We start from the raw sequence: 23545 nt of genomic DNA, 5'->3' as shown, positions 1-23545 counted from the left end.
TCGATGACTGAGATCACATACGAACAACGCCGCGGGCAAATCGAAACCTATTTCGATCGCACCGCAGCAGCTGCTTGGGCCACATTGACCTCGGATGCGCCGGTGGGCCGTATTCGAGCGACCGTGCGCGCAGGGCGCGATCAAATGCGATCAACCTTGGTCAGCTGGTTGGGCCAAGACCTCAAGGGCAAACGCATCTTGGATGCGGGTTGTGGCACAGGTGCTTTGGCGGTGGAAGCAGCCAGATTGGGTGCCCAAGTGGTGGCGATTGATTTGTCGCCCACCTTGGTGAACTTGGCGCGGGAAAGAATCCCGTCAGATGTGGCGCACTTGGTCGAATTTCGCAGCGGTGACATGCTTGACAAAGGTTTGGGCCAGTTTGACCATGTGGTGGCCATGGACTCCATCATTCACTATGACACGCATGACGCTGTCCACGCACTCGCGCAATTGGCTGAGCGCACCAGCAAGTCGATTGTGTTTACATTTGCGCCGCGCACCCCTTTGTTGGCGCTCATGATCTCTGTCGGTCGCTTGCTACCACGAGGCGACCGCGCGCCTTGGCTGGAGCCTATGGCTGAGTCGCGCATTGCTGAGCTTATGCAGACGCAAGCATCATTGAACGGTTGGCATTACGCGCGTGCGCACAAAGTGTCGAGCGGCTTTTACACATCCAAAGCGATGGAGTGGGTGCGCTCATGAGGGCTCAGACATTCACCAAGTTTGCCAAGCAAATGCCTGCGAGTTGGCTGCCCTTTGCCGACGTGGCCAGCCCAGGCTTGCCAATGGCGCGCTTGTTGCGTTTGTCTTTGTTTAAATTCACCATGGGTATCACGACTGCCTTGATGATTGGCACGCTGAACCGGGTGATGATTGTTGAATTGTTTGTACCTGCTTGGTTGGTGTCGATGATGTTGGCGCTGCCTTTGTTGGTGGCCCCGTTTCGAGCTGTCACGGGCTATCAATCGGACATCCACGTCTCTGCCTTTGGGTGGCGTCGAGTTCCCTACATGTGGGGTGGCACCTTGATTCAGTTTTTAGGACTGGCGGTCATGCCTTTTGCATTGCTGGTCTTGTCGGGTGGAGGCCAAGTCCCTGTGCCTGAGTGGGTTGGTCAAGGCGCTGCGGCCATTGCATTTTTAATGGTGGGTGCGGGTTTGCAAACTTCTCAAACTGCTGGCCTGGCATTGGCGACAGACCAGGCCAGTGAGGAAACCCGGCCGCGTGTGGTGGCCTTGATGTACACCATGCTCTTGGTGGGTGCTGTGGTTGGCAGTTTGGCCTACAGCTTTTTATTGGCTAACTTCACACCAGAAATTTTGGTGCAGGTGGTGCAAGGCACAGCCCTGGTGGTGTTGTTGCTCAACGGGGCAGCGCTTTGGAAACAAGAGCCTCGCAACAATGAGCGTGTGAAAGCCATGAAGACCGAAATTCGTCGTCCCTTCAAAGCGGTGTGGGCCGAATTCATTGCCATCCCCAACGCCAAGCGTTTTTTGTGGACCACCGCGCTGGGCACCATGGCTTTCAACATGCAAGACATCGTGTTAGAGCCCTATGGCGGTGAAATTTTGAAATTGAGCGTAGGCGCCACCAGTGCGCTGACAGCCATGTTGGCCGGGGGTGGTTTGTTGGGTTTTTATGTCGGCGGTCGTCAATTGGCCAAAGGTATAGACCCCATGCGTTTGGCCGCCTATGGAGCCGTGGCAGGTTTGCCAGCATTTTCGGCCGTGATTTTTTCAGCCCCGCTGGATGCAGGCTGGTTATTCAGGCTGGGCGCTTTTGGCATTGGGTTTGGTGGCGGCTTGTTTGCCGTTGGCACCTTGTTCGCCGCCATGCGTCTCGAGGCAGCCTACGTGGGCTTGTCTTTGGGCGCTTGGGGCGCAGTGCAAGCGGCAGCAGCTGGTTTGTCCATGTTCCTGGGTGGTGCCTTGAGAGACGCTGTGAATACGCTCAGCGCTCAAGGTCTGTTAGGTGAGGGGTTGACCGACCCCTCAGTGGCTTACAGCATGGTCTACCACGTCGAAATGCTTTTGTTATTTCTCACCCTGATTGCTGTGGGGCCCTTGGTCAAACGCAGCATCTCTTTCTCGCCCGTTGTCCCATCAACCCTCGGCTTGACCGAGTCACGCATTTAGTTGTTCAAAGGAGAAGTCATTATGCAAACAGTAGGCAACATCACTGGCTACGTCGATTTAGCCCAAATACTGCTTTACGTATTTTGGATATTTTTTGCTGGCCTTATTTGGTATCTGGTCGCAGAAGGCCACCGCGAGGGTTACCCCTTGGAGACCAGCAGTGGCGGGCGCGCTGTGGGCAAAGGGTTTCCTATTCCATCCCCTAAAACTTACTTGCTAGAAGACGGTAGAAGCATCACTGTGCCCGACCTCACCCGCAAAGAGCCCGCCTACAACGCAGTGGCCACCAGCCCTGGTTCTGGCTCGCCGATTGAACCGCGAGGCAATGCCATGACCGCAGCAGTGGGTCCAGGCGCCTACACCATGCGCGAGGATGTTCCAGAGATGACAACGCACGGAGTGCCGTTGATTCAACCCTTGCGCATTGCCAGCGAGTACTCCGTTGCAGAGCAAGATGTCGATCCGCGCGGCTTGCCCGTCATGGCAGGTGATGGCAAACAAGGCGGCATCGTCAAAGATATTTGGATTGATTCCGCTGAAATGATGTTCCGTTATTTGGAAGTCGAAATCGATGGTGGCCGAACTGTTTTGTTGCCGATCACGTTTTCCCTGATTCGCAGAAATCAAGTTGAAGTGCATGCTGTGTATGCACGTCACTTTGCGGCTGTGCCTGCATTGAGAAACCCAGACCAAGTCACGAAATTGGAAGAAGAAAAAATCAGCGCTTACTACGGCGGAGGTACCTTGTATGCCGATGCCAAGCGCGGCGAGCCGTTGCTTTAAGGATTTTTCCTTTTTCATGAATCGTTTGAAGAACAGCTGTTGAGGAGTCAAAATGCCGATCGAAAACCTTGGCCATGAATACGAGTTTGAACCCCAGTACGGCTTGCCTGAGAGATTGCCGCAGGATGAGTTCATTCTTTGGCAAGGCTCGCCAGATGTTGCTGCCTTGGCCTCATCAGCCTTTCACATCAAAAAACTGGCCATTTATTTTGCGCTACTCATCGTGGCCTGCGCATGGCCTGCGCTAGACGAAGGTTCGGGCCTTGTGGCGGTGCTGCAGTCGATCAAATGGATTGCGCCCCTGTCCCTCATCGGTCTGGGTTCGGTCTGGTTGATGGCTTACATGACCTCTCGCACAACGGTCTACACCTTGACCAACAAACGCGTGGTCATGCGTTTGGGCATTGTGTTCACCGTGTCGTTCAACTTGCCATTGAAGCAAGTGGCAGCGGCGGATGTTCGCATGTTGCACGACGGCCTGGGTGACATCACTTTGGCTTTGAAAGGTTCGGACCGCATTGGTTGGATTCATTTATGGCCCAGTGTGAGGCCTTGGCGCTTGGCTAAGCCAGAACCAAGCTTGCGTGCCATTCCCGATGTGCACATGGTTTCTGAGAAATTAAGAGATACTTGGACCCAAGTCACGGGCCTGGCTGCCAATGCAACGCCAAATGTTGAGGCGAGCGTTCAGGCTAGCCAAGCCAAAACTCAAAACTTGCAAGTGAGTTTGACATGAACGCATCGCACATGCCCCCATTGGCACACAAAACGACCCCTGACCACTTTCCTCAGTGGGTGTTGTATTGCGCGGCTGCAATTATGGCGTTCTCCCTCATCTCCGTCGGCTTGGTTCGTATCACAGGCAATGGGCCAGACCAAAAGGCAGCAGCCCCCACGATGCAGCGCTCACTTGTTTTCCAAGATCATCCAGATGGGGGTGTGCGTGTGGAAGATGGCGTGACGGGTGAAACCTTGACTGTCTTACAAGGCGAACAAGGTTTTGTCAGAGGGGCTTTGCGCGCTTTGTCCCGCGAAAGATATTCAAGAGGCATTGGTTCTGACGCGCCTTTTGATTTGATTGCGCGAGTCGATGGCCGCGTGACTTTGTTTGATCCCACAACCGGACAGCGGGTGGATTTGGAGTCATTTGGTCCCACCAATGTGGCTGAATTTGCAAGGTTTTTAGCCATGCAGCCTGAATCAACTGCTGCACAGTAATTTTTATACAAGTCGGAGTGACGTTTTATGCAAGCCACCGCAACCATTGATAGCGCTGAAAAAGCATCCCAAAAAGCGGTCGAGAGCAACATGCTCAGTCCGCGTTTCTACACCACCGATTTTGCGGCCATGGATCGACTCGATGTCTCTCCCATGCGTGCCGAGTGGGACAAGATGATGGCTGAATACGAAGGTGACAACAACCATGATCATTTTCAGCGAGATGAAGAATTTGCCACAGAAGTCGCCGAGAGATTCTCCCAAGTCAGCCCTGAAATGCGCCAAGAGTTTCTTGACTTTTTGATCTCCTCACTCACCTCCGAGTTTTCAGGCTGCATTTTGTACAACGAGATTTTTAAAAATGTTGAAAATCCAGACATCAAACAATTAATGCGCTACATGGCCCGCGATGAATCGCGACACGCCAGTTTCCTCAATCAGTCGTTGAAAGACTTTGGCCTAGGCATTGACTTGGGTAATTTAAAACGCACCAAGGCTTACACCTACTTCAAGCCCAAGTACATTTTTTACGCCACCTATCTGTCTGAAAAAATTGGCTACGCCCGCTACATCACCATCTATCGTCAGCTGGAAAAAAATCCAGACAAGCGCTTTCACCCCATCTTTCGGTGGTTTGAGCGCTGGTGCAACGATGAGTTTCGTCATGGTGAATCCTTTGCACTGATCATGCGGGCCAACCCGCATTTGCTGCAGGGTGTCAACGTGTATTGGATTCGCTTTTTCTTGGTTGCCGTCTACGCCACCATGTATGTGCGTGACCACACCCGTCCCATGCTGCATCAAGAGATGGGCTTGGAGTCCTCTACCTATGACTACGAGGTATTTCGCATCACCAACGAAATCACCAAGCAAGTTTTCCCAGTCAGCTTGGACATTGACCATCCGTCCTTTAGAGATTGCTTGTCGCACTTGTTTCATGTGCAAACCCAAATGGATGCGGCCAAAGCTAGGGGCGGCTTGATCGGGAATTTACAGCGTGCGCGTTGGGCCATTTCAGGTGGCCTCACGTTTGTTCGCTTGTATTTTTTACCGGTCAAGCACCATGCGCTGCCAGCGGATGTGCGCATGGTGCCTGCTTGGTAATTGGCGAGCCAACAGACACTGAAAGCCAAGAATGACCGACACCTTCATTGCGCTGGGATTTGCGATTTTCATCTGGTGGTTCAGCACCGGTGTCGTGATTCTTTTGAATCGCATGTCGCGCACGGCTGTCACCCTGAGCTTGGTCATTTCATCGGCGCTGTGTGTGGGTGCCTTAGCGGGCTTGTCCCACACTGCGCAGCAAACGGGTGTCCTTGGCGCCTATTGCGCTTTCACGTGTGCCTTGCTCGCTTGGGGTTGGAACGAGTTGAGTTTTTTGACGGGTTGGATCACTGGGCCTCAAAAAACGGCCATCTTGAAAAGCACAACAGGTTGGCCCCGATTCGTGGCCTCCTTCAATGCAGTTGTGTGGCACGAGTTGGCCATCCTCGCGGTTGGCTTGGCCATCTTTGCAATCACTTGGGATGCCCCCAACCAGGTCGGCGCAGGTACTTATTTGGTTTTGTGGATCATGCGCACCAGTGCCAAATTGAACTTGTTTTTGGGTGTTCGAAATTTAAGTGAAGAATTTTTACCCGTGCATTTGGCGTATTTGGAGAGTTTTTTCAAACGTCGTCGAATGAATGCATTCTTCCCTTTTGCGGTCGTGACTGCTACTGCATGTCTGTGGTTATTGGTTGACTACTCGAATCAGCCCTTGGCCACCCCTGCACAAGTGGTAGGGGCTGTTTTGGTTGGCACCTTGTTGGCCTTGGCCATTGTTGAGCACCTCATGTTGGTGCTGCCAGTCGACACCACTGCTTTGTGGCGATGGGCGATTCGAAGAAATCAAAAATCTAACCATTTGGAATCGCATGACAAATCTTTACAAGTCAATTAAGACCGATGGCGGAGCAGATGGTGGTGGCGGTCAAGCCCAGCCCAAGGGTTCTGATTTTGAATTCAGCGATCGTGCACCATCGGCCATCGTGATTGGCACGGGTTTTGGTGGCCTTGCGGCAGCCATTCGTTTGAGCGTCAAAGGCTACCGCGTTCAAATGCTGGAAAAACTCGATGCCCCGGGCGGCCGCGCCTATGTGCACAAGCAAGATGGTTTTACTTTCGATGCCGGCCCCACCATCATCACTTTGCCTCACCTGATCGCCGAGCTGTTCACCTTGTGCGGCCGCGACATGAAAGACCATGTCGACCTGCGTTTGATGTCGCCCTTCTACCGCATTCGGTTTGACGATGGCACGCACTTTGATTACAGCAACAACGACGCGCAGATGCTCGAACAAATTGCCAAGTTCAGCCCCGACGATGTGCAAGGTTTCAAGAACCTGATGGTGGCTTCAGAGAAGTGTTTTCAGTTGGGTTTTGTGGAGCTGGGCATGGTGCCCTTTGAAACCATTGGCGACGTGATCAAAGCCATGCCCAATTTAGTGCGCATGCAAGCTTGGCGTTCTATTTACAGCTTGGTGGCCCAGCACATCAAGCACCCCAAGTTGCGCATCGTCATGAGCTTTCATCCCTTGCTCATTGGTGGCAATCCTTATTCCGTCACTTGTATTTATTCCCTCATCCATTCTTTGGAGCGCCGCTGGGGTGTGCACTCTGCCATGGGCGGGACCGGCGCCATCGTGCGCGAACTGGTCAAGTTGCTGGACGAGCGGCAAGTGCCGATTCGCTACAACGCGCCCGTCACACGCATTCGTGTGGAGGGGGGGCGCGCCAAAGGGGTGGAGCTGGCCAATGGAGAGTTCTTAGCTGCCGACATCGTGGTGAGCAACGGAGACGCTTCTTGGACTTACCGCCATCTCATCGAGCCGCAGCACCGCAAGCATTGGACCGACAAGCGCATTGCCAAAGGCAAGTATTCATCAGGTTTGTTTGTTTGGTACTTTGGAACCAACCGCCGTTACGACGATGTACCGCACCACATGATGGTGCTGGGCCCTCGCTACAAAGGCTTGTTGCAGGATATTTTCAAAAACCACAAGCTGTCCAAAGACTTCAGTTTGTATCTGTACCGACCCACCGCCACCGATCCGTCTTTGGCCCCTGAGGGATGCGACAGCTTTTATGTGTTGTCAGTGGTGCCCAACTTGAGCAGCGAGACCGATTGGCCTGCCGTCACCGAGCAGTACCGCGATGCCATTGCCACTGTGCTGCAAGAAAGTGTGCTGCCTGATCTGAAGCAGCATGTGGTGTCGTCCAAAGTCACCACGCCGCAAGATTTTCAGGACCGCCTGTGGTCATACAAAGGTGCAGGCTTTGGCTTGGAGCCCATCTTGGTTCAAAGTGCATGGTTCAGACCGCACAACAGAAGTCAAGATGTCGAGGGTTTGTTCATGGTGGGTGCCAGTAGCCAGCCCGGCGCAGGTGTTCCCAGTGTCTTGATGTCCGCAAAAATGCTTGAACAGGTGGTCCCCGATGTCACATCATTTGTCTGATCCAACTTTGAATTCACCGCCAGTGACCTTGCCCTACGACTTGGAGGCCTGCACGGCGTTGATGCGAGGCGGCTCCAAGTCCTTCTTTGCCGCATCGCGCTTGTTACCCGTGAGGGTTCGCCCTCCCGCCATTGCGCTGTATGCGTTTTGTCGCTTGGCTGACGATGCCATTGACGATGGCGATGATCCGGTCTTGGCCATGGTCGATTTGAAGTCTCGCCTAGCGGCTATCTATGCAGGACGTCCTGGGGCACAAGACGCGGATCGGGCTTTGACGATTGTGGTTCATCGCTATGGCATTCCTATTGGCTTGCTTGAGGCTTTGTTAGACGGTTTCTTGTGGGATTCACAGGGCCGTCGCTACGAAACCCTGGCTGACGTGGAGGCCTATGGCGCCAGAGTCGCTGGCACCGTGGGTGCCATGATGTCGCTGGTCATGGGTGCAAGCTCAGACACTGCCATTGCGCGCGCCAGCGAATTGGGTGTGGCGATGCAACTGACCAACATTGCCAGGGACGTTGGCGATGATGCGCGCATGGGCCGTTTGTACATTCCGCGTGCTTGGTTCCGTGAAATTGGCATGGATGCCGATGCTTGGTTGGCCGACCCTGTGTTTGATGCGCGCATTGCAGGTTTCACACAGCGCTTGCTGTTGCGAGCAGATGCCTTGTACCGACGGGGCGAGTTTGGTTTGTCTGAGTTGCCTTGGGACTGTCGCCCGGCCATTCAAGCGGCGCGCTTGGTTTATGCCGAAATCGGCAAGCAATTAGACCGTGAAGGGCTCAACTCGGTGACCCACCGCACGGTGGTGTCAACGCCCCGCAAACTGACCTTGATTGCACGCGCCACTGCTGTTGCTTTGAAGGCGCCTGCCGTCCCCGATGTGCCCTTGAGTCCTGTCCCTGCCATCCATTATTTGGTGGACATCGTGGCGCGAGCGCGTCATACAGGGGTCGTCCCAAAGCGCTGGACCGTGCCTTCACGTAGTTTCGATGAGCGGGTGGAATGGATGGTGGATTTGTTCGGCCGATTGGAGCAACGCGAAAGAATCAGCCGTTAAGCGCCGGTGATGCTGAAAATTGTTGAAGTTTTGGTGTTGGTGGTCGCTGGCCTTGGCTTTGTGCTCTGGCAATTTCGCGACTTGCGACGCTCGCGTGAGATCACGCGCAAGCAGCGCGAAGCAGAACAAAACCAGTCTTTGAACGCCACGTCCGAGTCGCGCGCACCCCTTGAGAAGCGAGGGCCCGATGGACGCTAATTTGAAGCTCATTCATTTGGTTTGCGCCTGCTTGTTTTTAGGCAATGTGATTGTGAGTGGCATATGGGCTTTGCTAGCCGAGCGAACGCGCAACCATGCCATCATTCAATTCAGCAATCGCATGGTGTTGATCACCGATGTGTTTTTTACCCTGTTTGGATCTTTGGGTGTGGTTTGGACGGGTCACGGAATGGCTGAGAGCTATGGTGGTGCGCAAGGCCATCCATGGATTCAATGGTCCTATGCCTTGCTGAGCATTTCTGGTTTGATGTGGTTGTTTGTGTTGGTGCCCATTCAGCTCAAGCAGCGTGCGCTGTTAAAAAACTCCCATACGGTCTGTGCAGAGTATTGGCGGCTGTCACGCATCTGGAAAATAGCGGGGGGATTGGCGACGCTGCTGCCTTTGCCGATTGTGTACTTCATGGTCACCAAGCCGCTGTGAGTCAGGCCCGTTGATGACAGGGGCCAGCACCCATCCATTGCCAAGTTTGCCGCTCGCAGGCCTTGTGGTTTTGATCACGGGTGCTGCCTCTGGCATTGGCGCTGCAACCGCCCTAGAAGTTGTGAGTCAAGGTGGCATTGCGGTTTTGGTCGATTGCGATGAAGCGCCACTGCGCCAGACGGCGCAGCAATGCGCACAAGGCACTCTGTGCTTTGTGGCCGATGTCACCGAGCTGCCGGCGATGCTGGATGTCGTGGCACAAACGCTGTCTGTTCACCACCGGCTGGATGTGGTGTTCGCCAATGCAGGAGTGGCCGCATTTGGCCCTGTCGCTCATGTGGATCCGCAAGCGTGGCAACGCTGTGTGGAGGTCAATGTGTTCGGTGTTTTCAACACAGTGCGCGCTGCTTTGCCTGCGTTGGTGAAGCACCAAGGTTATGTGTTGATCAATGCCTCGGTGTCTTCCTTCGCGCATCCACCGGCGATGTCTGCCTATGCGGCGAGCAAGGCTGCGGTGGAGGCCATGGGCAATGTGCTTCGTTTGGAACTTGCGGCCCATCAGGTGGGTGTTGGGGTGATGTATGCCGGGTGGGTGCGCACCCCCCTTGTTGAAGAGGGCGCACTGCATCCTGGTTTTGTGCGCCTACGAGCCACCATGCCAGCCTTTTTGAACCAAGAGACGTCGGCACAAGATACGGCGCGAGTCATTGTTCGTGCCATGTCCAAACGCCAGCGTTCTCTTTTCATACCAGGTTGGCTGCGAATTTTGTTTGCCCTCAGGTCGCTACTTCACTTGCCATTTGCTGAGCGCGAGCTCCTCAAAGCAGCGCCCGACATGGAGCAGTCTTACCTCGATGGTTTGGCCTCTGAAGGCGCCTTGGCATCAAGCTTTGGACCCAGAGAGCGAGAGCGAACTTTGGCGCGGGCCAAGCAAAAAAATAAATGATGCTGTCGGCTGCTTGGCAAAGTTCAGCCAGCTTGGCGTCTCAAGCTGTCCATGGCCGAGGCCATGCGTTGCGCTTGCACTTGCGGCATCGGCATGTAGCTTCCACCCATGACATGAGCCAGGTTTTGCACCTGAGCATCGGGCTGCAGGGAGGTGTCGATCCACAAGGCGCGGTGGCCAGTCAGTCGCCATTGCACAGCCCATTGCAAGGCATCAGTTTGCGCTTGGGCGCGGCCGCCTAAGCCTTGCAAGTTCACGTTGGCGCGGCCGTCACTGAGCACGACCAAGATGGGCGTCACCCCTTGGCGTTGAAGTTGGGTGGCTTGTTCACATGCCATTTTCAGGGCCAGTGCCAAAGGTGTTCCGCCGCCACCGGGCAGGCCGGTCATGGCGCGTTTGGCACGGACCAAGGACCGCGTCATGGGCAACAGCAATTGCGCTTGTGCGCCCTTGAAAGCCACAATGCACACGCTGTCTCTGCGGGCGTAAGACTGTTGTAGCAACAGCTCTACCGCCCCTTTGGCCTCGGCCAATCGTTGCAATGCTGCTGAGCCTGAGGCGTCCAGTGCCAAGATGAGGCAGCTGGCGCTGTGTTGTTGGTAGCGGTGGACATGAAAGTCTTCTGAGCGAATTGCCACACGTCCCGCTTGGGCGCTGTTTCTCAAGCGTTGTTTGGGCGCAGCGGCACGCAAGGTGGCCAAGATGTGCAAGCGTGCGTTGCCGCCAGGCCGTCCCTGTCTGGGGGGCAGGGGCCGCCCGCGTTGCGTACCCGAACGGTACTGACCGCTTCTGCCCGAGGTGTTGCCTGGGTTGCGACCAGGCTTGGTCAGCAAGTCGGCCAAGACGTCGGGTGGCAAACTGGCCATGGCCGCTTCAATCATCATCTCTTGAAGACCCTCTGGTGACGGCGTGTTGAATGCGTCCTCTTCTGGCGTGTGGGTGTCTTGCTGACTGTGATTCGTTGACGCGTCCTTTTCTTCATCCTTCGATGCTTGTTCCCCGGGTGGAGGCTCGGGCGGTTGGGCGCTCAGGTCTTCGGGGGAGCTCTGCTCGGGTTCTGAGTTCAAGGTGTTTTCTGTGGCCGCAGGCAGTTGGGTGGCGCGTGGTGCGAGCACGCGCCGCGCTGCAAATGCCAAATCTTCGTCTATGACTTGTGAGCGCAAATGAAGCGCGGCGTGGCAAGTCGCTACCCGAAGTGCCAAGGTTGGAATGCGCAAGGATTCAATGCCCAAGCCCTGTGCGGTCAAACAAACAGCCAGCGCTTGGTCGTCTGTCCACTGAATATGCGTGAGTGATTGCCGCATGCTGGCTAGGGCCAGGGGTGCAATCCGAATGTTCAACTCATCATGGGTGCTGTCCATTGGCGGGCTATTGAGTGAGACCTCTGAAACGTCTGAGGGAGCGAGCGCATGCAAATCAAACCACAAGCCCAAGCGCTCTTGCAGCGCTTGGCTAAGGGGCGGGTCATCCGGCAAAGATTCATCCAACGCGATCACACCAAACTGCGTTCGCACCAAGCCTTGTGTGGATGTTGCGTTTTGCAAAGGCGGCAAAGCGTGGGTGTCCATGGCCTGTGTCATGGGCGCGACCAAGGCGGCAGGAAAACGTTCTGCCATGCTGATGCAGACCACGCCTTGGTCCGCCAATTGAAGCAACCCCGATTGCATGTGCAAGCGGCTGGTTTGAAGGGTGCGCGACAAATCAATGCCACCCAGCAAGCGCTCTCCATCCAAATTGCCTGGCAACTTGACTGTATTGACACCCGTTTGCGCAAGTTGTCGCAACCATGCTTGGCGCACGGGGCCAAACGGCGCGCGCAACCAAACACCACCAAAGCCGTGAGGATCAATTTGCAGCAACTGCAACGATGTCATGGCATCGTTCCAGGTCTCCAGTCCTTTCAGCTCATCTGCCATTGGCTTGCTTCACAGGGCCAAGATATCTTGCAAGCATCGGTTGACGCGTTCGCCCGAATCGGTGTCGTCTAGGGGGTTGCGACGCAAGCGGTGGCGCAAGGCCAAGGGTGCAATGGTTTTCAGGTGTTCGGGTTTGACCTTCTTGGTGCCTTGCATCGCCGCCAAAGCGCGCGTGGCGCGCAGAAGGGTTAACTCAGCGCGCAAGCCATCCGTGCCAAGTTGTTGGCACAGTCTGGCGCACAGGGTGAGCATGTCATCGTCCACCACCACCGAGGCCAGCAATTTACGCGCTTTGACAATGCGCTTTTGCAGCTGGTCACTTTCGCTCTGCCATTGGGCTTTGTAGGCAGTGGGGTCTTTGTCAAATGCGTCACGTCGCTTGATGACTTGTACGCGCAGCGCCACATCTTGGGGTGTTTTGACCTGCACCGACAAGCCAAAGCGGTCGAGCAACTGGGGGCGAAGTTCGCCCTCCTCGGGGTTGCCGCTGCCCACCAGAACAAACCGCGCTGGGTGACGAATGCTCAAGCCTTCTCTTTCAACCAAATTTTCACCAGATGCGGCCACGTCAATCAACAAATCAACCAAATGGTCATCCAACAAATTCACTTCGTCGATGTACAAAAAGCCTCGGTGCGCCTGAGCCAACAAGCCGGGTGAAAATTCCTTGATCCCCTGTGAGAGGGCTTTTTCTAAATCTAGCGCGCCCACAATTCGGTCCTCAGTCGCGCCCAAAGGCAAATCCACCACGCTGACGGGTCGGCTCTCTGAGGCTAACTTGCGCGGGCGAACTTCATGCAAGGACGAGTCGGGTTGACACACATGGCAGGCTTGGGCGGGTTTGGCGGGGTCGCACTTGTAAGGGCATCCCTTGACCACTTGAATCGGCGGCAGCAAATCCGCCAACGCCCTGACTGCGGTTGATTTACCTGTGCCCCTGTCACCTAAGACCAGCACCCCGCCTATCGAAGGGTCAATGGCGACCACTTGAATGGCCAGCGTCATCTCGTCTTGGCCGACGATCGCTGCAAAGGGAAACGTAATTGCCATACCTGTTTTTTCATCCACGGAGTTCGCTCACGCCCATCATCCAAAAGTAGCCTCAATATGTCAAGTTAAATTTACACTTTCTGACATATTTGGAATTTTTCATGCTTGGTTTTGACCCTGTTTGAATTAAAAATATAAAAAGTGTCAATTTAACTTGACGTTTTGCCAAATCACGTTAAATTAAGGTTTGGTCAACCCTTGTACGAAGTCAAGCATGGACGCCTTACTTGAACAGATTCAATCACCCGCTCACTTGAGAAGGCTATCGCGCGCGAGTCTGCCTGAACTTGCCATGGCGTTGCGTGAGCGTTTGATCCAAACGGTGTCGCAAACCGGCGGGCACTTCAGTTCTAACTTGGGCACGGTTGAGTTAACCCTCGCGCTTCACTATGTGTTCAACACGCCGCACGATCGATTGATCTGGGATGTGGGGCACCAAACCTATCCGCACAAAATATTGACGGGTCGAAATGCTCAGATGGGGAGTATTCGGCAGCAAGGCGGTTTGAGTGGTTTTCCTCGGCGCGAAGAGAGTATTTACGACGCATTCGGCACAGCGCACTCGTCGACCAGCATTTCTGCAGCTTTGGGCATGGCCGTGGCTGCGCAACTCACAGGCAATTCCCGCAAAGCCGTCGCCATCATTGGGGACGGCGCTTTGACTGCGGGCATGGCTTACGAGGCGCTGAACAATGCGGGGGCCAGTCCATGCGATCTGTTGGTCGTTTTGAATGACAACGACATGTCCATCAGCCCACCCGTCGGTGCATTGAACCAATATTTGGCAGAGTTGATGTCGGGTCGCTTTTACGCACAAGCCAAAAAACTTGGCGGGCAGGTGCTGCGCCATGCACCGCCTTTATTTGCTTTGGCCAAGCACATTGAGCAACAAACCCAAACCCTGATTCAAACCAACACTATTTTTGAAAAACTCGGTTTCACTTATGTGGGACCTATCGACGGTCATGATGTGATGGGTTTGGTGGATGCGTTAGAGACTATTTCCAAGGCCAAAGGCCCACAGTTTCTTCATGTGGTGACCCGAAAAGGCAAGGGCTATGAAAAGGCTGAAATGGATCCGGTGACCTACCACGGTCCAGGCAAATTCGATCCATCTGTTGGCGTGTTGCCTGCGGCCTCCACCAAACTCACATTCACCCAGGTCTTTGGCCAATGGCTCTGTGATACAGCGGCCAAAGATCCGCGTTTGGTGGGCATCACCCCCGCCATGCGAGAGGGTTCAGGCATGGTGGCATTTAGCCAGCGCTTTCCCCATCGTTACTTTGACGTGGGCATCGCTGAGCAGCATGCTGTTACTTTTGCCGCAGGTCTGGCGTGTGAGGGACTCAAGCCTGTGGTGGCCATCTACTCCACATTTTTACAGCGCGCGTATGACCAACTGATTCACGACGTGGCTTTGCAAAACTTGCCTGTTGTTTTTGCACTGGACCGCGCGGGCTTGGTTGGCGCCGATGGGCCGACGCACGCGGGCATGTTTGACATCGCATTTGTCAGATGCATCCCCAACATGAGTGTGGCTTGCCCCGCTGACGAAAACGAGTGCCGTCAACTCCTCAGCACGGCCTATGCCCAAGACCATGCCGTGACTGTTCGTTATCCAAGAGGTGCCGGGGTTGGCGCTGCGGTTCAAATGGATTTGTCACCTTTGCCATTTGGGCAAGCACAAGTTGTCAGAGCAGGCGAAGGTCTGGCCATTTTGTGCTTTGGCTCCTTGCTTTTTGAGGCCCTCAAAGTGGCGCAAACCTTGAATGCCACCGTGGTGAACATGCGCTGGGCCAAGCCACTCGATCTGCAAACACTCAAACAGGTTGCTCAATCGCATGACCGATTGGTCACCCTCGAAGACGGGACGCGAATGGGCGGTGCTGGCTCAGCGGTGTCGGAGGCCTTGCAAGACATGGGTATCTCTGCCCAGTTGCTGATCATGGGTTTTGAAGACGAGTTCACTGAGCATGGTGATCCGGGTCTGTTGATGCAGCAATATGGGCTCACTGCCGTTGGGATTCAAAAGCGCATTGAATCGCACTGGCCCACGGCTCAGGCTGCCCCCGTCTTAAGAAGGGTGGTTTAAATGGCTGTCTGGACCTTGGGGCTGAATCACCGCACTGCACCGATTGATTTGCGTGAGCGGTTTGCCTTTGCCTCGGAGAGGTTGGAGCAGTCTTTGCAGGGCCTGCGTCAGAAGTTTGAAACGCACAAAGAAGTCACGATTTTGTCGACCTGCAACAGAACCGAAATTTACTGTGCAGGTGATCAAGCGCACATTCCCCAGACATTGGCTTGGTTGGCAGAGACCGGCAACACGCACATCGATGTGCTGGCGTCCCACACGTATCGGCTTGAAGGAGATGCCTCCGCGCGTCATGCCTTCAGGGTGGCCAGCGGCCTTGACTCGATGGTGTTGGGCGAGTCTCAAATATTGGGGCAACTCAAAGATGCCGTGAAGCTGGCTACAGATACCGGTGCGATGGGCACCACACTCAACCAACTCTTCCAGCGATCCTTTGCGGTGGCCAAAGAAGTTCGGTCCACCACCGACATTGGCGTTCATTCCATCAGCATGGCAGCGGCTTGCGTGCGATTGGCCAGCGGAATATTTGAAAACATCAAAGACACCCACATTTTGTTTGTTGGCGCTGGCGACATGATCGAGTTGTGCGTGGCGCATTTCGCCACCAAGTCGCCGCGTGCCATCACCATTGCCAACCGATCTGCTGCAAGGGCGGCCAAACTGGCCGCTTTGCACGGTGCAAACTGCATTGCCTTGGCCGATCTTCCTAAAAAGTTGCACGAATTTGATGTGGTGATCAGCTGCACGGCCAGTACGCTGCCGCTGATTGGCTTGGGAGCCGTGCAAAGTGCTCTTCGTGCTCGGAAAAATCGCCCCATGTTCATGGTTGACCTGGCTGTTCCAAGAGACATTGAGCCGGAGGTGAAAAAGTTGAACGACGTGTATTTGTACACCGTCGATGACCTCAACGACATCATCCAAACTGGTCAAGCGCATCGCCAGGCCGCCGTGATAGACGCCGAGGTGATCATTGATGATGGGGTTCAAAAATTCATGTCTTGGCTCGAACACAGAAGGCACGTGCCTTTGATTCGCGAATTGAATCTGCAAGCCGACGCCTGGCGTCAAACCGAATTAAGCAAAGCGCGTCGACAAATTGAGAGGGGCGATGATTTAGAGGCCGTGTTGGAATCTCTGTCCTTGGGCTTGATGAAGAAAATGCTCAATGGTCCTTTGCGCGAGCTCCACCATGCCGAAAGCCCCCACATCGATACCACCCGCGATGTGATTCGCCATATGTTTTTGAAAGCTCAGTGACAGCCATCAAAGGTGTAAACCCTAGTTGACACTTTGTGGTGTCACTGGAAAAATGGGTCTATGCAACGACCTGCCTTATCCACTGTCGCGGAACTTTTGAAGCCCATCACCTGGTTTCCGCCCATGTGGGCCTTTTCATGTGGCGTTGTTTCATCAGGTCAAGCGCTTGCAGACAATTGGCAGGTGATTGTTTGGGGTATTTTGTTGGCAGGCCCCTTGGTGTGTGCCAGCAGTCAGGCTGTGAACGATTGGTTTGATCGCCATGTCGATGCCATCAACGAACCGACCCGACCCATACCCTCAGGGCGAATGCCCGGGAGTTGGGGTTTGTACATTGCTGTGGTGTGGACGGGCCTGTCTTTGCTGTGGGCTTGGTTGCTCGGGCCATGGGGTTTCGCGGCGACCGCCTTGGGTTTGGTGTTGTCATGGGCTTACAGCATGCCGCCCATTCGCTTGAAAAACAATGGCTGGTGGGGCAACTCTGCCTGCGCATTGAGTTACGAAGGCTTGGCCTGGGTCACTGGGGCTGCTGTGATGTTGGGCGGCGAGATGCCTGCGGACAAGACGATCGTATTGGCCTTGCTCTACAGCTTTGGAGCCCACGGCATCATGACCTTGAATGACTTCAAGGCGGTGGCGGGGGATGCACAGATGGGTGTGCGTTCTTTGCCGGTTCAGCTGGGCGTGACACGCGCGGCCTGTTATGCCTGCACATTCATGTTGGTGGCTCAATGGGCTGTGGCCATTTTGCTGTTGGAGTGGGGTTCGCCCTTGTCTGCTTTTGCTGTGTTGATGTTGGCGGTTTGCCAGCTGCCTTTGATGATCCGCTTTGTGCGCAGTCCTGTTGACAGGGCGCTGAGTGTCAGTGCTTTTGGTGTGCCCTTGTTTGTGAGTGGAATGATGGTGAGTGCTTGGGCTTTGAGATCGCTTGAGGGGACGGCTGGATGACTACCTACGCACCTTTTGGTTGGTTTCACATCGCCAGATTGGGTCTGGTTCAGGCATGCATGGGGGCGATTGTGGTGGTGACCACCTCCACGCTCAATCGCATCATGGTGGTGGAGTTGGCGCTGCCGGCCATGCTGCCCGGATTTTTGGTCGGCTTTCATTATCTGGTTCAAATGGTGCGACCACGCATGGGGTTTGGCGCGGACCAAGGGGGGCGATGCACGCCTTGGATGCTGGGTGGTATGGCCGTTTTGGCCCTGGGTGGTTATTTGGCCAGCTTAGCGACGGTGTGGATGGCGCAGGACTTGGGCCAAGGCATTGCTTTGTCGGTGTTCGCATTCATGTTGATTGGATTTGGCGTCAGTGCATGCGGCACTTCTCTGTTGGTGCTCATGTCCAAGCGCGTGGCTGAGTCACAACGGGCCCCAGCTGCGACCGCTGTGTGGATCATGATGATTGTGGGATTTGCCTGCACCGCCATGACAGTGGGTAAGCTGTTAGATCCCTACACGCCGCAGCGTTTGATGGAGATCAGTGGGGGCCTGAGTGTGTTGGTGGTGCTCATCTCATGTGCATGCCTTTGGAATTTAGAAGGTCCGCGCGGCTTGTCTGCTTCAGCGGCGAGCCACTTGCCCCATTCCCTTGAATTAGCGGCTGCGCCCCATGCCGCGCATCCAGAAAAAACGCATGATTTCAAAGAAACTTTGAGATTGGTTTGGTCACAACCGCAGGCCAAAGCATTCACCGTTTTTGTTTTCCTATCGATGTTGGCCTACAGCTCGCAAGACTTGATCTTGGAGCCTTTTGCGGGCGCTTTGTTTGGTCTTACTCCAGGAGAAACCACCCAGTTGTCTGGCTTGCACCACAGCGGTGTGTTGGTGGGCATGCTGGCGGTTGCTTTGGCGGGCAGCGGGCGTGTGGCCGGACGTCTGGGATCAATTCAAAGTTGGATGGTGGGTGGGTGCTGGATGTCTGGCTTGGCGATGTTGGGCTTGTGCTTGGCCGCCGCTTATGGGCCACCTTGGCCCTTGAAGCCCAATGTGGTGATGTTGGGCATTGCCAATGGCAGTTTTTCAATTGCAGCCATCGCCACCATGATGCGCTTAGCGACCTTAGGCGGTGAGCAGCACGCGGGCACACGCATGGGCTTGTGGGGCGCCTCCCAAGCGATGGCGTTTGGCTTGGGTGGTTTGCTGGGCACGGCGGCCAGTGACATTGCGCATTATTTTTTAGCACAACAAGGCACGGCATATGCCTTTGTGTTTGGTTTTGAAACTGCCATGTTTGTGATGGCTGCGGCATGTGCAGTCTGGGTGGGGCGTTATGACCGTATGGGGTCAGCGCCACGCCATACCCGTTTGAGTGTTGGTCATAGAAAGGATTTGAGCCATGAGTACTGAAACCTATGATGTGGTTGTGATCGGTGGCGGACCTTCTGGGGCTACGGCTGCAGACGATCTCGCCAGCCGAGGCTGGAATGTGTTGTTGTTAGACCGTCAAGGTCGAACCAAACCCTGCGGCGGTGCGATACCGCCTCGGCTGATCAAAGACTTTGAGATACCCGACCATTTGCTGGTGGCCAAAGCGCGGTGCGCCAGGATGATTTCCCCCAACGACAACAAAGTCGATATCCCGATCGAAAACGGCTTTGTCGGCATGGTCAACCGGGATGCATTTGATGAATGGTTGCGCGAAAGAGCGCGATCGCATGGGGCGCATCGTTTGAGGGGGTCGTTTGAAAAGCTCACCCGCGATGACGATGGTGTGGCGCGCATACACATCGCGCTGCAATCACCTTCACTGTCAGCTGCCTATTCATTCTCTCCCCAAGCCAAGACGATTCGAGCACGGTTTGTGATTGGCGCAGATGGCGCCAAGTCTGAGGTGGCACGCCAAACAGTCAAAGGTGCGGAGCGCACCAAGTATGTGTTCGCCTACCACGAGATCGTCAAGGCGCCAAAGCAACAAGCGGATTACGACGCAGACCGATGCGACGTTTACTACCGCGGCGCTTTGTCGCCAGACTTTTATGGTTGGGTATTTCCCCACGGTGACACCATGAGCATTGGCACGGGCAGTGCAGACAAAGGTTTTTCTTTGCGAGGCGCTGTGGCCAGGCTGCGCGAAACGGCAGGCTTGCACAACGCTGAAACCCTACGCCGAGAGGGGGCGCCCATACCCATGAAGCCTCTGCCGCATTGGGACAATGGCAAAGATGTGGTGTTGGCAGGTGATGCTGCAGGTGTTGTGGCGCCAGCATCAGGCGAGGGCATTTACTATGCCATGGCATGCGGTCGCATGGCGGCTGATGCAGTTGACGAGACCTTAAAAACCGGCAACACGGCCTGTCTGAAGAAAGCCCGTAAAACATTTATGCGGCAGCACGGCACGGTATTTTGGGTGCTGGGCATCATGCAATATTTTTGGTACCAAAACGACAAGCGCCGAGAAAAATTTGTCACCATTTGCGAAGACAAGGATGTGCAACAACTCACGTTTGAGTCTTACATGAACAAAGTGCTCGTGAGGAAAAAACCAATGGCGCATGTGCGCATCTTTTTCAAAGACTTGGCGCACCTGTTGGGTATGGTCAAAACATGAACATGGTCAAGCGATTCATGGGATTGGCGATTGCATTTGCTTGCAGCATATTGGTGCTGTCCGTTGGCGCTTCTTTGACAGACTTAGGCCCTTGGTACCAAGCGCTCAAGCAGCCAACTTGGAAGCCCCCAGATGCAGCCTTTGGCATCATCTGGTCGGTTATTTTTACGTTGTGTGCTTTGAGTGGTTGGGGCGCTTGGCAGCTTGCCAACACCTATGCACAGAAAATGCGGATTGCTTTTTTATTTGCAATGAATGGGGCGCTGAATATTCTTTGGAGTTGGTTGTACTTCAATCAGCAGCGACCGGATTGGGCCATGACAGAGCTTTATTTTCTTTGGGCATCTATCGTTTTGCTGATGATAGGCCTGTGGCCGCTATCCAAAAAGTCAAGTGTGATGTTGCTGCCCTATCTGGTGTGGGTGACCACGGCGGGTTTCTTAAATGCCGCGACGATTGAACTCAACGGACCTTTTGTTTAGCTTGGTGAGGCGGAGATAAACTGAGCAGATGTCATCGTCTCCCAAATCGCTCTCTGGATTACTTCCGTTTATTCGTCCCTACCGCTTACAGGTCGTGCTGGCGAGTTTGTTTTTATTGCTCGCAGCTGCAACAACCTTGGCATTTCCCCTGGCTTTGAAGGTGTTGATCGATCAAGGATTGGTGGCTGAAGCGGGCTCGGATGTGCTGGCCGAAAGGTTTTTTGAATTATTTTTGGTGGCTGGCGCGTTGGCCTTTTTCTCGGCAGGACGTTTTTATACGGTGAGTTGGTTGGGCGAAAAAATAACCGCTGACGTGAAAAACAAAGTTTATGCCCATGTGCTTCAACAAAGCCCCACTTTTTTTGAAACCACCCAATCGGGTGAAGTGTTGTCTCGCTTGACCAGCGATACCACCTTGGTTCAAACCGTGGTGGGCTCATCGTTGTCGATGGGCTTGCGCAATGTGGTGATGGGCATGGGTGCGGTGGGTATGTTGGTTTGGACCAATCCCATGCTGATGTTGCAGGTGATTGGTTTGTTGGTTGTGGTGGTCTTTCCAAGCGTGTATTTGGGGCGCAGGGTCAGACGCTTGTCCCGTGCCAGCCAAGACCGTGTGGCTGATTCAAGTGCCATTGCGTCTGAGGTTCTCAATGCCATCTCCGTGGTGCAAAGTTACACCGCTGAGCAGCGTGAAGCAGACCGCTTCACCGCCTCCACGGCACAGGCTTTGGGCACTGCTTTGCGCCGAACGCGTGCACGCTCATTTTTGGTGGGTTTCATCATCTTGGCTTCCAGCGCGGCGTTGCTGTGGGGTTTGTATCTGGGAACCTTGTCAGTACGCGCTGGCCAGACGACTGCGGGTGAGCTGGGGCAAACCATTGTTTATGTGATTTTGCTGGCCAGCGCTTTTGCCGTGTTGGGTGAGGTCTACGGCGATGTGCTGCGTGCTGCGGGCGCGACCGAGCGTTTGATGGAGTTGTTGCACACACGTTCAGATGTGAGTTCGCCCCAGCATCCGCAGCAAGCGACTTGGCCTGTGCACGGGTCTAGCTTGGTGCTGAGCCATGTCAATTTCAATTACCCCTCGCGTCCCACGCAGCAGGCCCTCAACGGCTTGAGTGGTGAAGTCCGTGTCGGGCAAACCGTGGCGATTGTGGGTCCTAGTGGGGCAGGCAAGTCAACCCTGTTTTCATTGTTGATGCGTTTTTATACGCCGCAACAGGGCGAGGTGTTGTTGGATGGTGTGCCGATTGCGCACATGGATTTGCATGACTTGCGCCACCGCATCGGCGTGGTGCCTCAAGAGGCAGTTGTATTTTCTGGCACGGTGGCCGACAACATCCGCTATGGCAAGCCCGATGCAACGTTGGCTGAGGTCATGGCCGCTGCACAAGCTGCTTTCGCACAAGAATTTATCACCGACTTACCGCAGGGCTACGACACCTATTTGGGGGACCGTGGTGTGCGTTTATCGGGCGGCCAGCGCCAACGCATTGCGATTGCCAGAGCGATCTTAAAAAATCCACCCTTGCTGTTGCTTGACGAAGCAACCAGCGCATTGGATGCCAACAGCGAACGCATGGTGCAAGCAGCGCTAGAGACAGCCATGCAGGGCCGAACCACTTTGGTGATTGCCCATCGCTTGGCCACCGTTCAACGTGCAGATTGCATTTGGGTGTTGGACAAGGGGCAATTGGTGGAGCAGGGCACGCACGCGGAGTTGATTGCACGCGGCGGCTTGTATGCCAGTCTGGCCGCTTTGCAGTTTGCTGGGTGATGTGGGATTCAAATGGATGAGGGGCACGTCATGCAGGCGAAAGAAGCTTCTGAGCCCTCCAACGCCGCCCCTGTTCGGCGCGTGCTCTTGCTGGGCGCCACGGGCACGATCGGTTTGGCCACGGCGAAGGCCTTGATCCAGCGTGGGCATGACTTGGTGTGTTTTGTGCGTCCTCGTCCGAGCCTGAATGCTGGTGCATTCGAGGGTGCAACCATGCGTTATGGCGACCCGACCGACCCTATGTCCTTGGCGCGCGATGGATTTGCGGGTGAGCCCTTTGATGCTGTGATCTCTTGCATGGCCTCCAGAACCGGCCGCCCACGAGACGCTTGGCAGGTCGATCATCTCGCTCATCTGCATGCACTTGAGGCGGCTCAAGCCGCGGGGGTCAAGCACTTCGTTTTGCTCTCGGCGATCTGCGTGCAAAAACCTGCGCTGGCGTTCCAGCAAGCCAAGCTGGCTTTTGAAAAGGTGTTGACCGAGTCTGGACTGACCTACTCCATCGTGCGCCCGACGGCTTTCTTCAAATCCTTGTCGGGCCAACTGGCGCGGGTCAAAAAAGGCAAGCCGTTTTTAATTTTTGGTGACGGCCAACTCACAGCTTGCAAGCCAATCAGCGACCACGACCTAGGCGATTTCATCGCAGGCTGTTTGGATGAAAAGAGTCGGCATAACCAAATCTTGCCGATTGGTGGTCCAGGCCCTGCCATCACGCCCCGTCAGCAAGGCGAGTACCTTTTTCAACTCCTTGGAAAAGAGCCCCGCTTCAAAAGCGTGCCTGTTGGTTTGTTGGACTTCATCGTTGGTGCTTTGAATGGGGTGGGTCAATTCATTCCAGCCTTCGCCGATCAAGCAGAATTGGCGCGCATAGGTCGTTATTACGCGACCGAGTCCATGCTGGTGTGGGATGCTGAACGCCATCGTTACGATGCACAGCGCACCCCATCGCACGGCACACAAACCTTATTCCACGCGTATGAGCAGTGGATGAACGGGCAAGATGCTCCTGAGCGTGGCGAGCACGCGGTGTTTTAGAAGGGGTACGGGCTCACGTCAACACAGGGGCGCACTCAGAGTCGCATTCTTTGCGCACGCGAATGGCTGTGCACCGCCTCCACCAACACGCCCACGCTCTCAGGCGGG

General features: G+C 54.9%; 22 protein-coding genes. 20 read left to right on the top strand and 2 right to left on the bottom strand.

What is annotated here, in order from left to right; translation table 11 throughout:
* The first annotated feature begins 3 nt into the window (after positions 1-3).
* From bchM to V7Q41_RS00055, 12 genes are read left to right on the top strand one after another with little or no spacing between them, the layout of a single operon-like run.
* Positions 4-702 carry a magnesium protoporphyrin IX methyltransferase gene (gene bchM, locus V7Q41_RS00110; protein WP_333841199.1) on the top strand — a complete coding sequence of 233 codons (699 nt, stop codon included), beginning with the start codon at positions 4-6 and terminating at the stop codon, positions 700-702.
* Entirely contained in the window at positions 699-2135 is a 1437-nt protein-coding gene (locus tag V7Q41_RS00105) for a BCD family MFS transporter (protein ID WP_333841197.1), read from the top strand. The genes bchM and V7Q41_RS00105 overlap by 4 nt, the downstream gene beginning before the upstream one ends.
* A gap of 21 nt (positions 2136-2156) precedes the next feature.
* Positions 2157-2918: a photosynthetic reaction center subunit H gene (gene puhA / locus V7Q41_RS00100; RefSeq protein ID WP_333841195.1), complete on the top strand. Its 762-nt coding sequence runs from the start codon at positions 2157-2159 to the stop codon at positions 2916-2918.
* Positions 2919-2970: 52 nt separating this feature from the next.
* On the top strand, positions 2971-3654 hold the full coding sequence (gene puhB, locus V7Q41_RS00095; protein ID WP_333841192.1) for a photosynthetic complex putative assembly protein PuhB: 684 nt from the start codon (positions 2971-2973) through the stop codon (positions 3652-3654).
* Positions 3651-4136: a photosynthetic complex assembly protein PuhC gene (gene puhC, locus V7Q41_RS00090; protein ID WP_333841190.1), complete on the top strand. Its 486-nt coding sequence runs from the start codon at positions 3651-3653 to the stop codon at positions 4134-4136. Before puhB ends, puhC begins: the two co-directional genes overlap by 4 nt.
* A 27-nt stretch (positions 4137-4163) precedes the next feature.
* The gene (acsF, locus tag V7Q41_RS00085; RefSeq protein ID WP_333841187.1) at positions 4164-5240 is read left to right on the top strand and encodes a magnesium-protoporphyrin IX monomethyl ester (oxidative) cyclase; all 1077 of its coding nucleotides are present in this window, start codon (positions 4164-4166) and stop codon (positions 5238-5240) included.
* A gap of 31 nt (positions 5241-5271) precedes the next feature.
* Positions 5272-6078: a putative photosynthetic complex assembly protein PuhE gene (gene puhE / locus V7Q41_RS00080; protein WP_333841184.1), complete on the top strand. Its 807-nt coding sequence runs from the start codon at positions 5272-5274 to the stop codon at positions 6076-6078.
* Complete coding sequence (locus tag V7Q41_RS00075; RefSeq protein WP_333841182.1) at positions 6053-7633, top strand: phytoene desaturase; 1581 nt, start codon at positions 6053-6055, stop codon at positions 7631-7633. The genes puhE and V7Q41_RS00075 overlap by 26 nt, the downstream gene beginning before the upstream one ends.
* The gene (locus V7Q41_RS00070; RefSeq protein WP_333841180.1) at positions 7614-8693 is read left to right on the top strand and encodes a phytoene/squalene synthase family protein; all 1080 of its coding nucleotides are present in this window, start codon (positions 7614-7616) and stop codon (positions 8691-8693) included. Before V7Q41_RS00075 ends, V7Q41_RS00070 begins: the two co-directional genes overlap by 20 nt.
* Before the next feature lie 9 nt (positions 8694-8702).
* Positions 8703-8891 carry a hypothetical protein gene (locus tag V7Q41_RS00065; protein ID WP_333841178.1) on the top strand — a complete coding sequence of 63 codons (189 nt, stop codon included), beginning with the start codon at positions 8703-8705 and terminating at the stop codon, positions 8889-8891.
* Positions 8881-9333 (top strand): DUF2269 family protein, encoded by a 453-nt coding sequence (locus tag V7Q41_RS00060; protein WP_333841175.1) that lies wholly within the window; start codon positions 8881-8883, stop codon positions 9331-9333. The genes V7Q41_RS00065 and V7Q41_RS00060 overlap by 11 nt, the downstream gene beginning before the upstream one ends.
* 13 nt (positions 9334-9346) lie before the next feature.
* A complete protein-coding gene (locus V7Q41_RS00055; RefSeq protein ID WP_333841173.1) occupies positions 9347-10279 on the top strand; it encodes an SDR family NAD(P)-dependent oxidoreductase in 933 nt (310 codons plus the stop codon).
* 23 nt (positions 10280-10302) lie between these two features.
* Here the strand turns inward: V7Q41_RS00055 and V7Q41_RS00050 are convergent, their stop codons facing one another.
* Both V7Q41_RS00050 and bchI read right to left on the bottom strand, forming a co-directional pair.
* On the bottom strand, positions 10303-12195 hold the full coding sequence (locus tag V7Q41_RS00050; protein ID WP_333841171.1) for a magnesium chelatase subunit D: 1893 nt from the start codon (positions 12193-12195) through the stop codon (positions 10303-10305).
* A gap of 9 nt (positions 12196-12204) precedes the next feature.
* Positions 12205-13245 (bottom strand): magnesium chelatase ATPase subunit I, encoded by a 1041-nt coding sequence (bchI, locus tag V7Q41_RS00045; protein ID WP_333841168.1) that lies wholly within the window; start codon positions 13243-13245, stop codon positions 12205-12207.
* A 214-nt stretch (positions 13246-13459) separates the two neighbouring features.
* On the opposite strand from bchI, the gene dxs reads away from it, so the two are divergent.
* Genes dxs through V7Q41_RS00005 form a run of 8 tightly spaced genes read left to right on the top strand, consistent with a single transcriptional unit; the run spans position 13460 to position 23437 of the window.
* On the top strand, positions 13460-15337 hold the full coding sequence (gene dxs, locus V7Q41_RS00040) for a 1-deoxy-D-xylulose-5-phosphate synthase (protein ID WP_333841166.1): 1878 nt from the start codon (positions 13460-13462) through the stop codon (positions 15335-15337).
* Positions 15338-16594: a glutamyl-tRNA reductase gene (gene hemA, locus V7Q41_RS00035; protein WP_333841163.1), complete on the top strand. Its 1257-nt coding sequence runs from the start codon at positions 15338-15340 to the stop codon at positions 16592-16594.
* A gap of 60 nt (positions 16595-16654) precedes the next feature.
* Complete coding sequence (gene chlG / locus V7Q41_RS00030) at positions 16655-17542, top strand: chlorophyll synthase ChlG (RefSeq protein WP_333841160.1); 888 nt, start codon at positions 16655-16657, stop codon at positions 17540-17542.
* Positions 17539-18942 carry a BCD family MFS transporter gene (locus V7Q41_RS00025; RefSeq protein ID WP_333841158.1) on the top strand — a complete coding sequence of 468 codons (1404 nt, stop codon included), beginning with the start codon at positions 17539-17541 and terminating at the stop codon, positions 18940-18942. The genes chlG and V7Q41_RS00025 overlap by 4 nt, the downstream gene beginning before the upstream one ends.
* Entirely contained in the window at positions 18932-20143 is a 1212-nt protein-coding gene (locus V7Q41_RS00020) for a geranylgeranyl diphosphate reductase (protein WP_333841154.1), read from the top strand. Before V7Q41_RS00025 ends, V7Q41_RS00020 begins: the two co-directional genes overlap by 11 nt.
* A complete protein-coding gene (locus tag V7Q41_RS00015; RefSeq protein WP_333841151.1) occupies positions 20140-20625 on the top strand; it encodes a TspO/MBR family protein in 486 nt (161 codons plus the stop codon). The genes V7Q41_RS00020 and V7Q41_RS00015 overlap by 4 nt, the downstream gene beginning before the upstream one ends.
* Before the next feature lie 28 nt (positions 20626-20653).
* Positions 20654-22402, top strand: a complete 1749-nt coding sequence (locus V7Q41_RS00010) for an ABC transporter transmembrane domain-containing protein (protein ID WP_333841148.1) — start codon at positions 20654-20656, stop codon at positions 22400-22402.
* A gap of 30 nt (positions 22403-22432) precedes the next feature.
* A complete protein-coding gene (locus tag V7Q41_RS00005) occupies positions 22433-23437 on the top strand; it encodes an NAD(P)H-binding protein (protein ID WP_333841146.1) in 1005 nt (334 codons plus the stop codon).
* Positions 23438-23545 lie beyond the last annotated feature (108 nt).

The sequence above is a fragment of the Limnohabitans sp. genome, assembly GCF_036804465.1.
Taxonomy (GTDB): domain Bacteria; phylum Pseudomonadota; class Gammaproteobacteria; order Burkholderiales; family Burkholderiaceae_C; genus Limnohabitans.
Note: the sequence above shows the minus strand (reverse complement) of the source record. Positions and strands in the feature narration are given on the sequence as shown.

Excerpts from the sequence above, each read along its gene's own strand:
- V7Q41_RS00065 (WP_333841178.1), top strand. The coding sequence starts at position 8,703 with ATGCTGAAAATTGTTGAAGTTTTGGTGTTGGTGGTCGCTGGCCTTGGC.
- puhA (WP_333841195.1), top strand. The coding sequence starts at position 2,157 with ATGCAAACAGTAGGCAACATCACTGGCTACGTCGATTTAGCCCAAATA.
- V7Q41_RS00070 (WP_333841180.1), top strand. The coding sequence starts at position 7,614 with ATGTCACATCATTTGTCTGATCCAACTTTGAATTCACCGCCAGTGACC.
- V7Q41_RS00060 (WP_333841175.1), top strand. The coding sequence starts at position 8,881 with ATGGACGCTAATTTGAAGCTCATTCATTTGGTTTGCGCCTGCTTGTTT.
- chlG (WP_333841160.1), top strand. The coding sequence starts at position 16,655 with ATGCAACGACCTGCCTTATCCACTGTCGCGGAACTTTTGAAGCCCATC.
- puhC (WP_333841190.1), top strand. The coding sequence starts at position 3,651 with ATGAACGCATCGCACATGCCCCCATTGGCACACAAAACGACCCCTGAC.
- V7Q41_RS00025 (WP_333841158.1), top strand. The coding sequence starts at position 17,539 with ATGACTACCTACGCACCTTTTGGTTGGTTTCACATCGCCAGATTGGGT.
- bchI (WP_333841168.1), bottom strand. The coding sequence starts at position 13,245 with ATGGCAATTACGTTTCCCTTTGCAGCGATCGTCGGCCAAGACGAGATG.
- V7Q41_RS00015 (WP_333841151.1), top strand. The coding sequence starts at position 20,140 with ATGAACATGGTCAAGCGATTCATGGGATTGGCGATTGCATTTGCTTGC.
- bchM (WP_333841199.1), top strand. The coding sequence starts at position 4 with ATGACTGAGATCACATACGAACAACGCCGCGGGCAAATCGAAACCTAT.
- hemA (WP_333841163.1), top strand. The coding sequence starts at position 15,338 with ATGGCTGTCTGGACCTTGGGGCTGAATCACCGCACTGCACCGATTGAT.
- puhE (WP_333841184.1), top strand. The coding sequence starts at position 5,272 with ATGACCGACACCTTCATTGCGCTGGGATTTGCGATTTTCATCTGGTGG.
- puhB (WP_333841192.1), top strand. The coding sequence starts at position 2,971 with ATGCCGATCGAAAACCTTGGCCATGAATACGAGTTTGAACCCCAGTAC.
- V7Q41_RS00105 (WP_333841197.1), top strand. The coding sequence starts at position 699 with ATGAGGGCTCAGACATTCACCAAGTTTGCCAAGCAAATGCCTGCGAGT.
- V7Q41_RS00050 (WP_333841171.1), bottom strand. The coding sequence starts at position 12,195 with ATGGCAGATGAGCTGAAAGGACTGGAGACCTGGAACGATGCCATGACA.
- V7Q41_RS00020 (WP_333841154.1), top strand. The coding sequence starts at position 18,932 with ATGAGTACTGAAACCTATGATGTGGTTGTGATCGGTGGCGGACCTTCT.
- V7Q41_RS00005 (WP_333841146.1), top strand. The coding sequence starts at position 22,433 with ATGCAGGCGAAAGAAGCTTCTGAGCCCTCCAACGCCGCCCCTGTTCGG.
- acsF (WP_333841187.1), top strand. The coding sequence starts at position 4,164 with ATGCAAGCCACCGCAACCATTGATAGCGCTGAAAAAGCATCCCAAAAA.
- V7Q41_RS00075 (WP_333841182.1), top strand. The coding sequence starts at position 6,053 with ATGACAAATCTTTACAAGTCAATTAAGACCGATGGCGGAGCAGATGGT.
- V7Q41_RS00010 (WP_333841148.1), top strand. The coding sequence starts at position 20,654 with ATGTCATCGTCTCCCAAATCGCTCTCTGGATTACTTCCGTTTATTCGT.
- dxs (WP_333841166.1), top strand. The coding sequence starts at position 13,460 with ATGGACGCCTTACTTGAACAGATTCAATCACCCGCTCACTTGAGAAGG.
- V7Q41_RS00055 (WP_333841173.1), top strand. The coding sequence starts at position 9,347 with ATGACAGGGGCCAGCACCCATCCATTGCCAAGTTTGCCGCTCGCAGGC.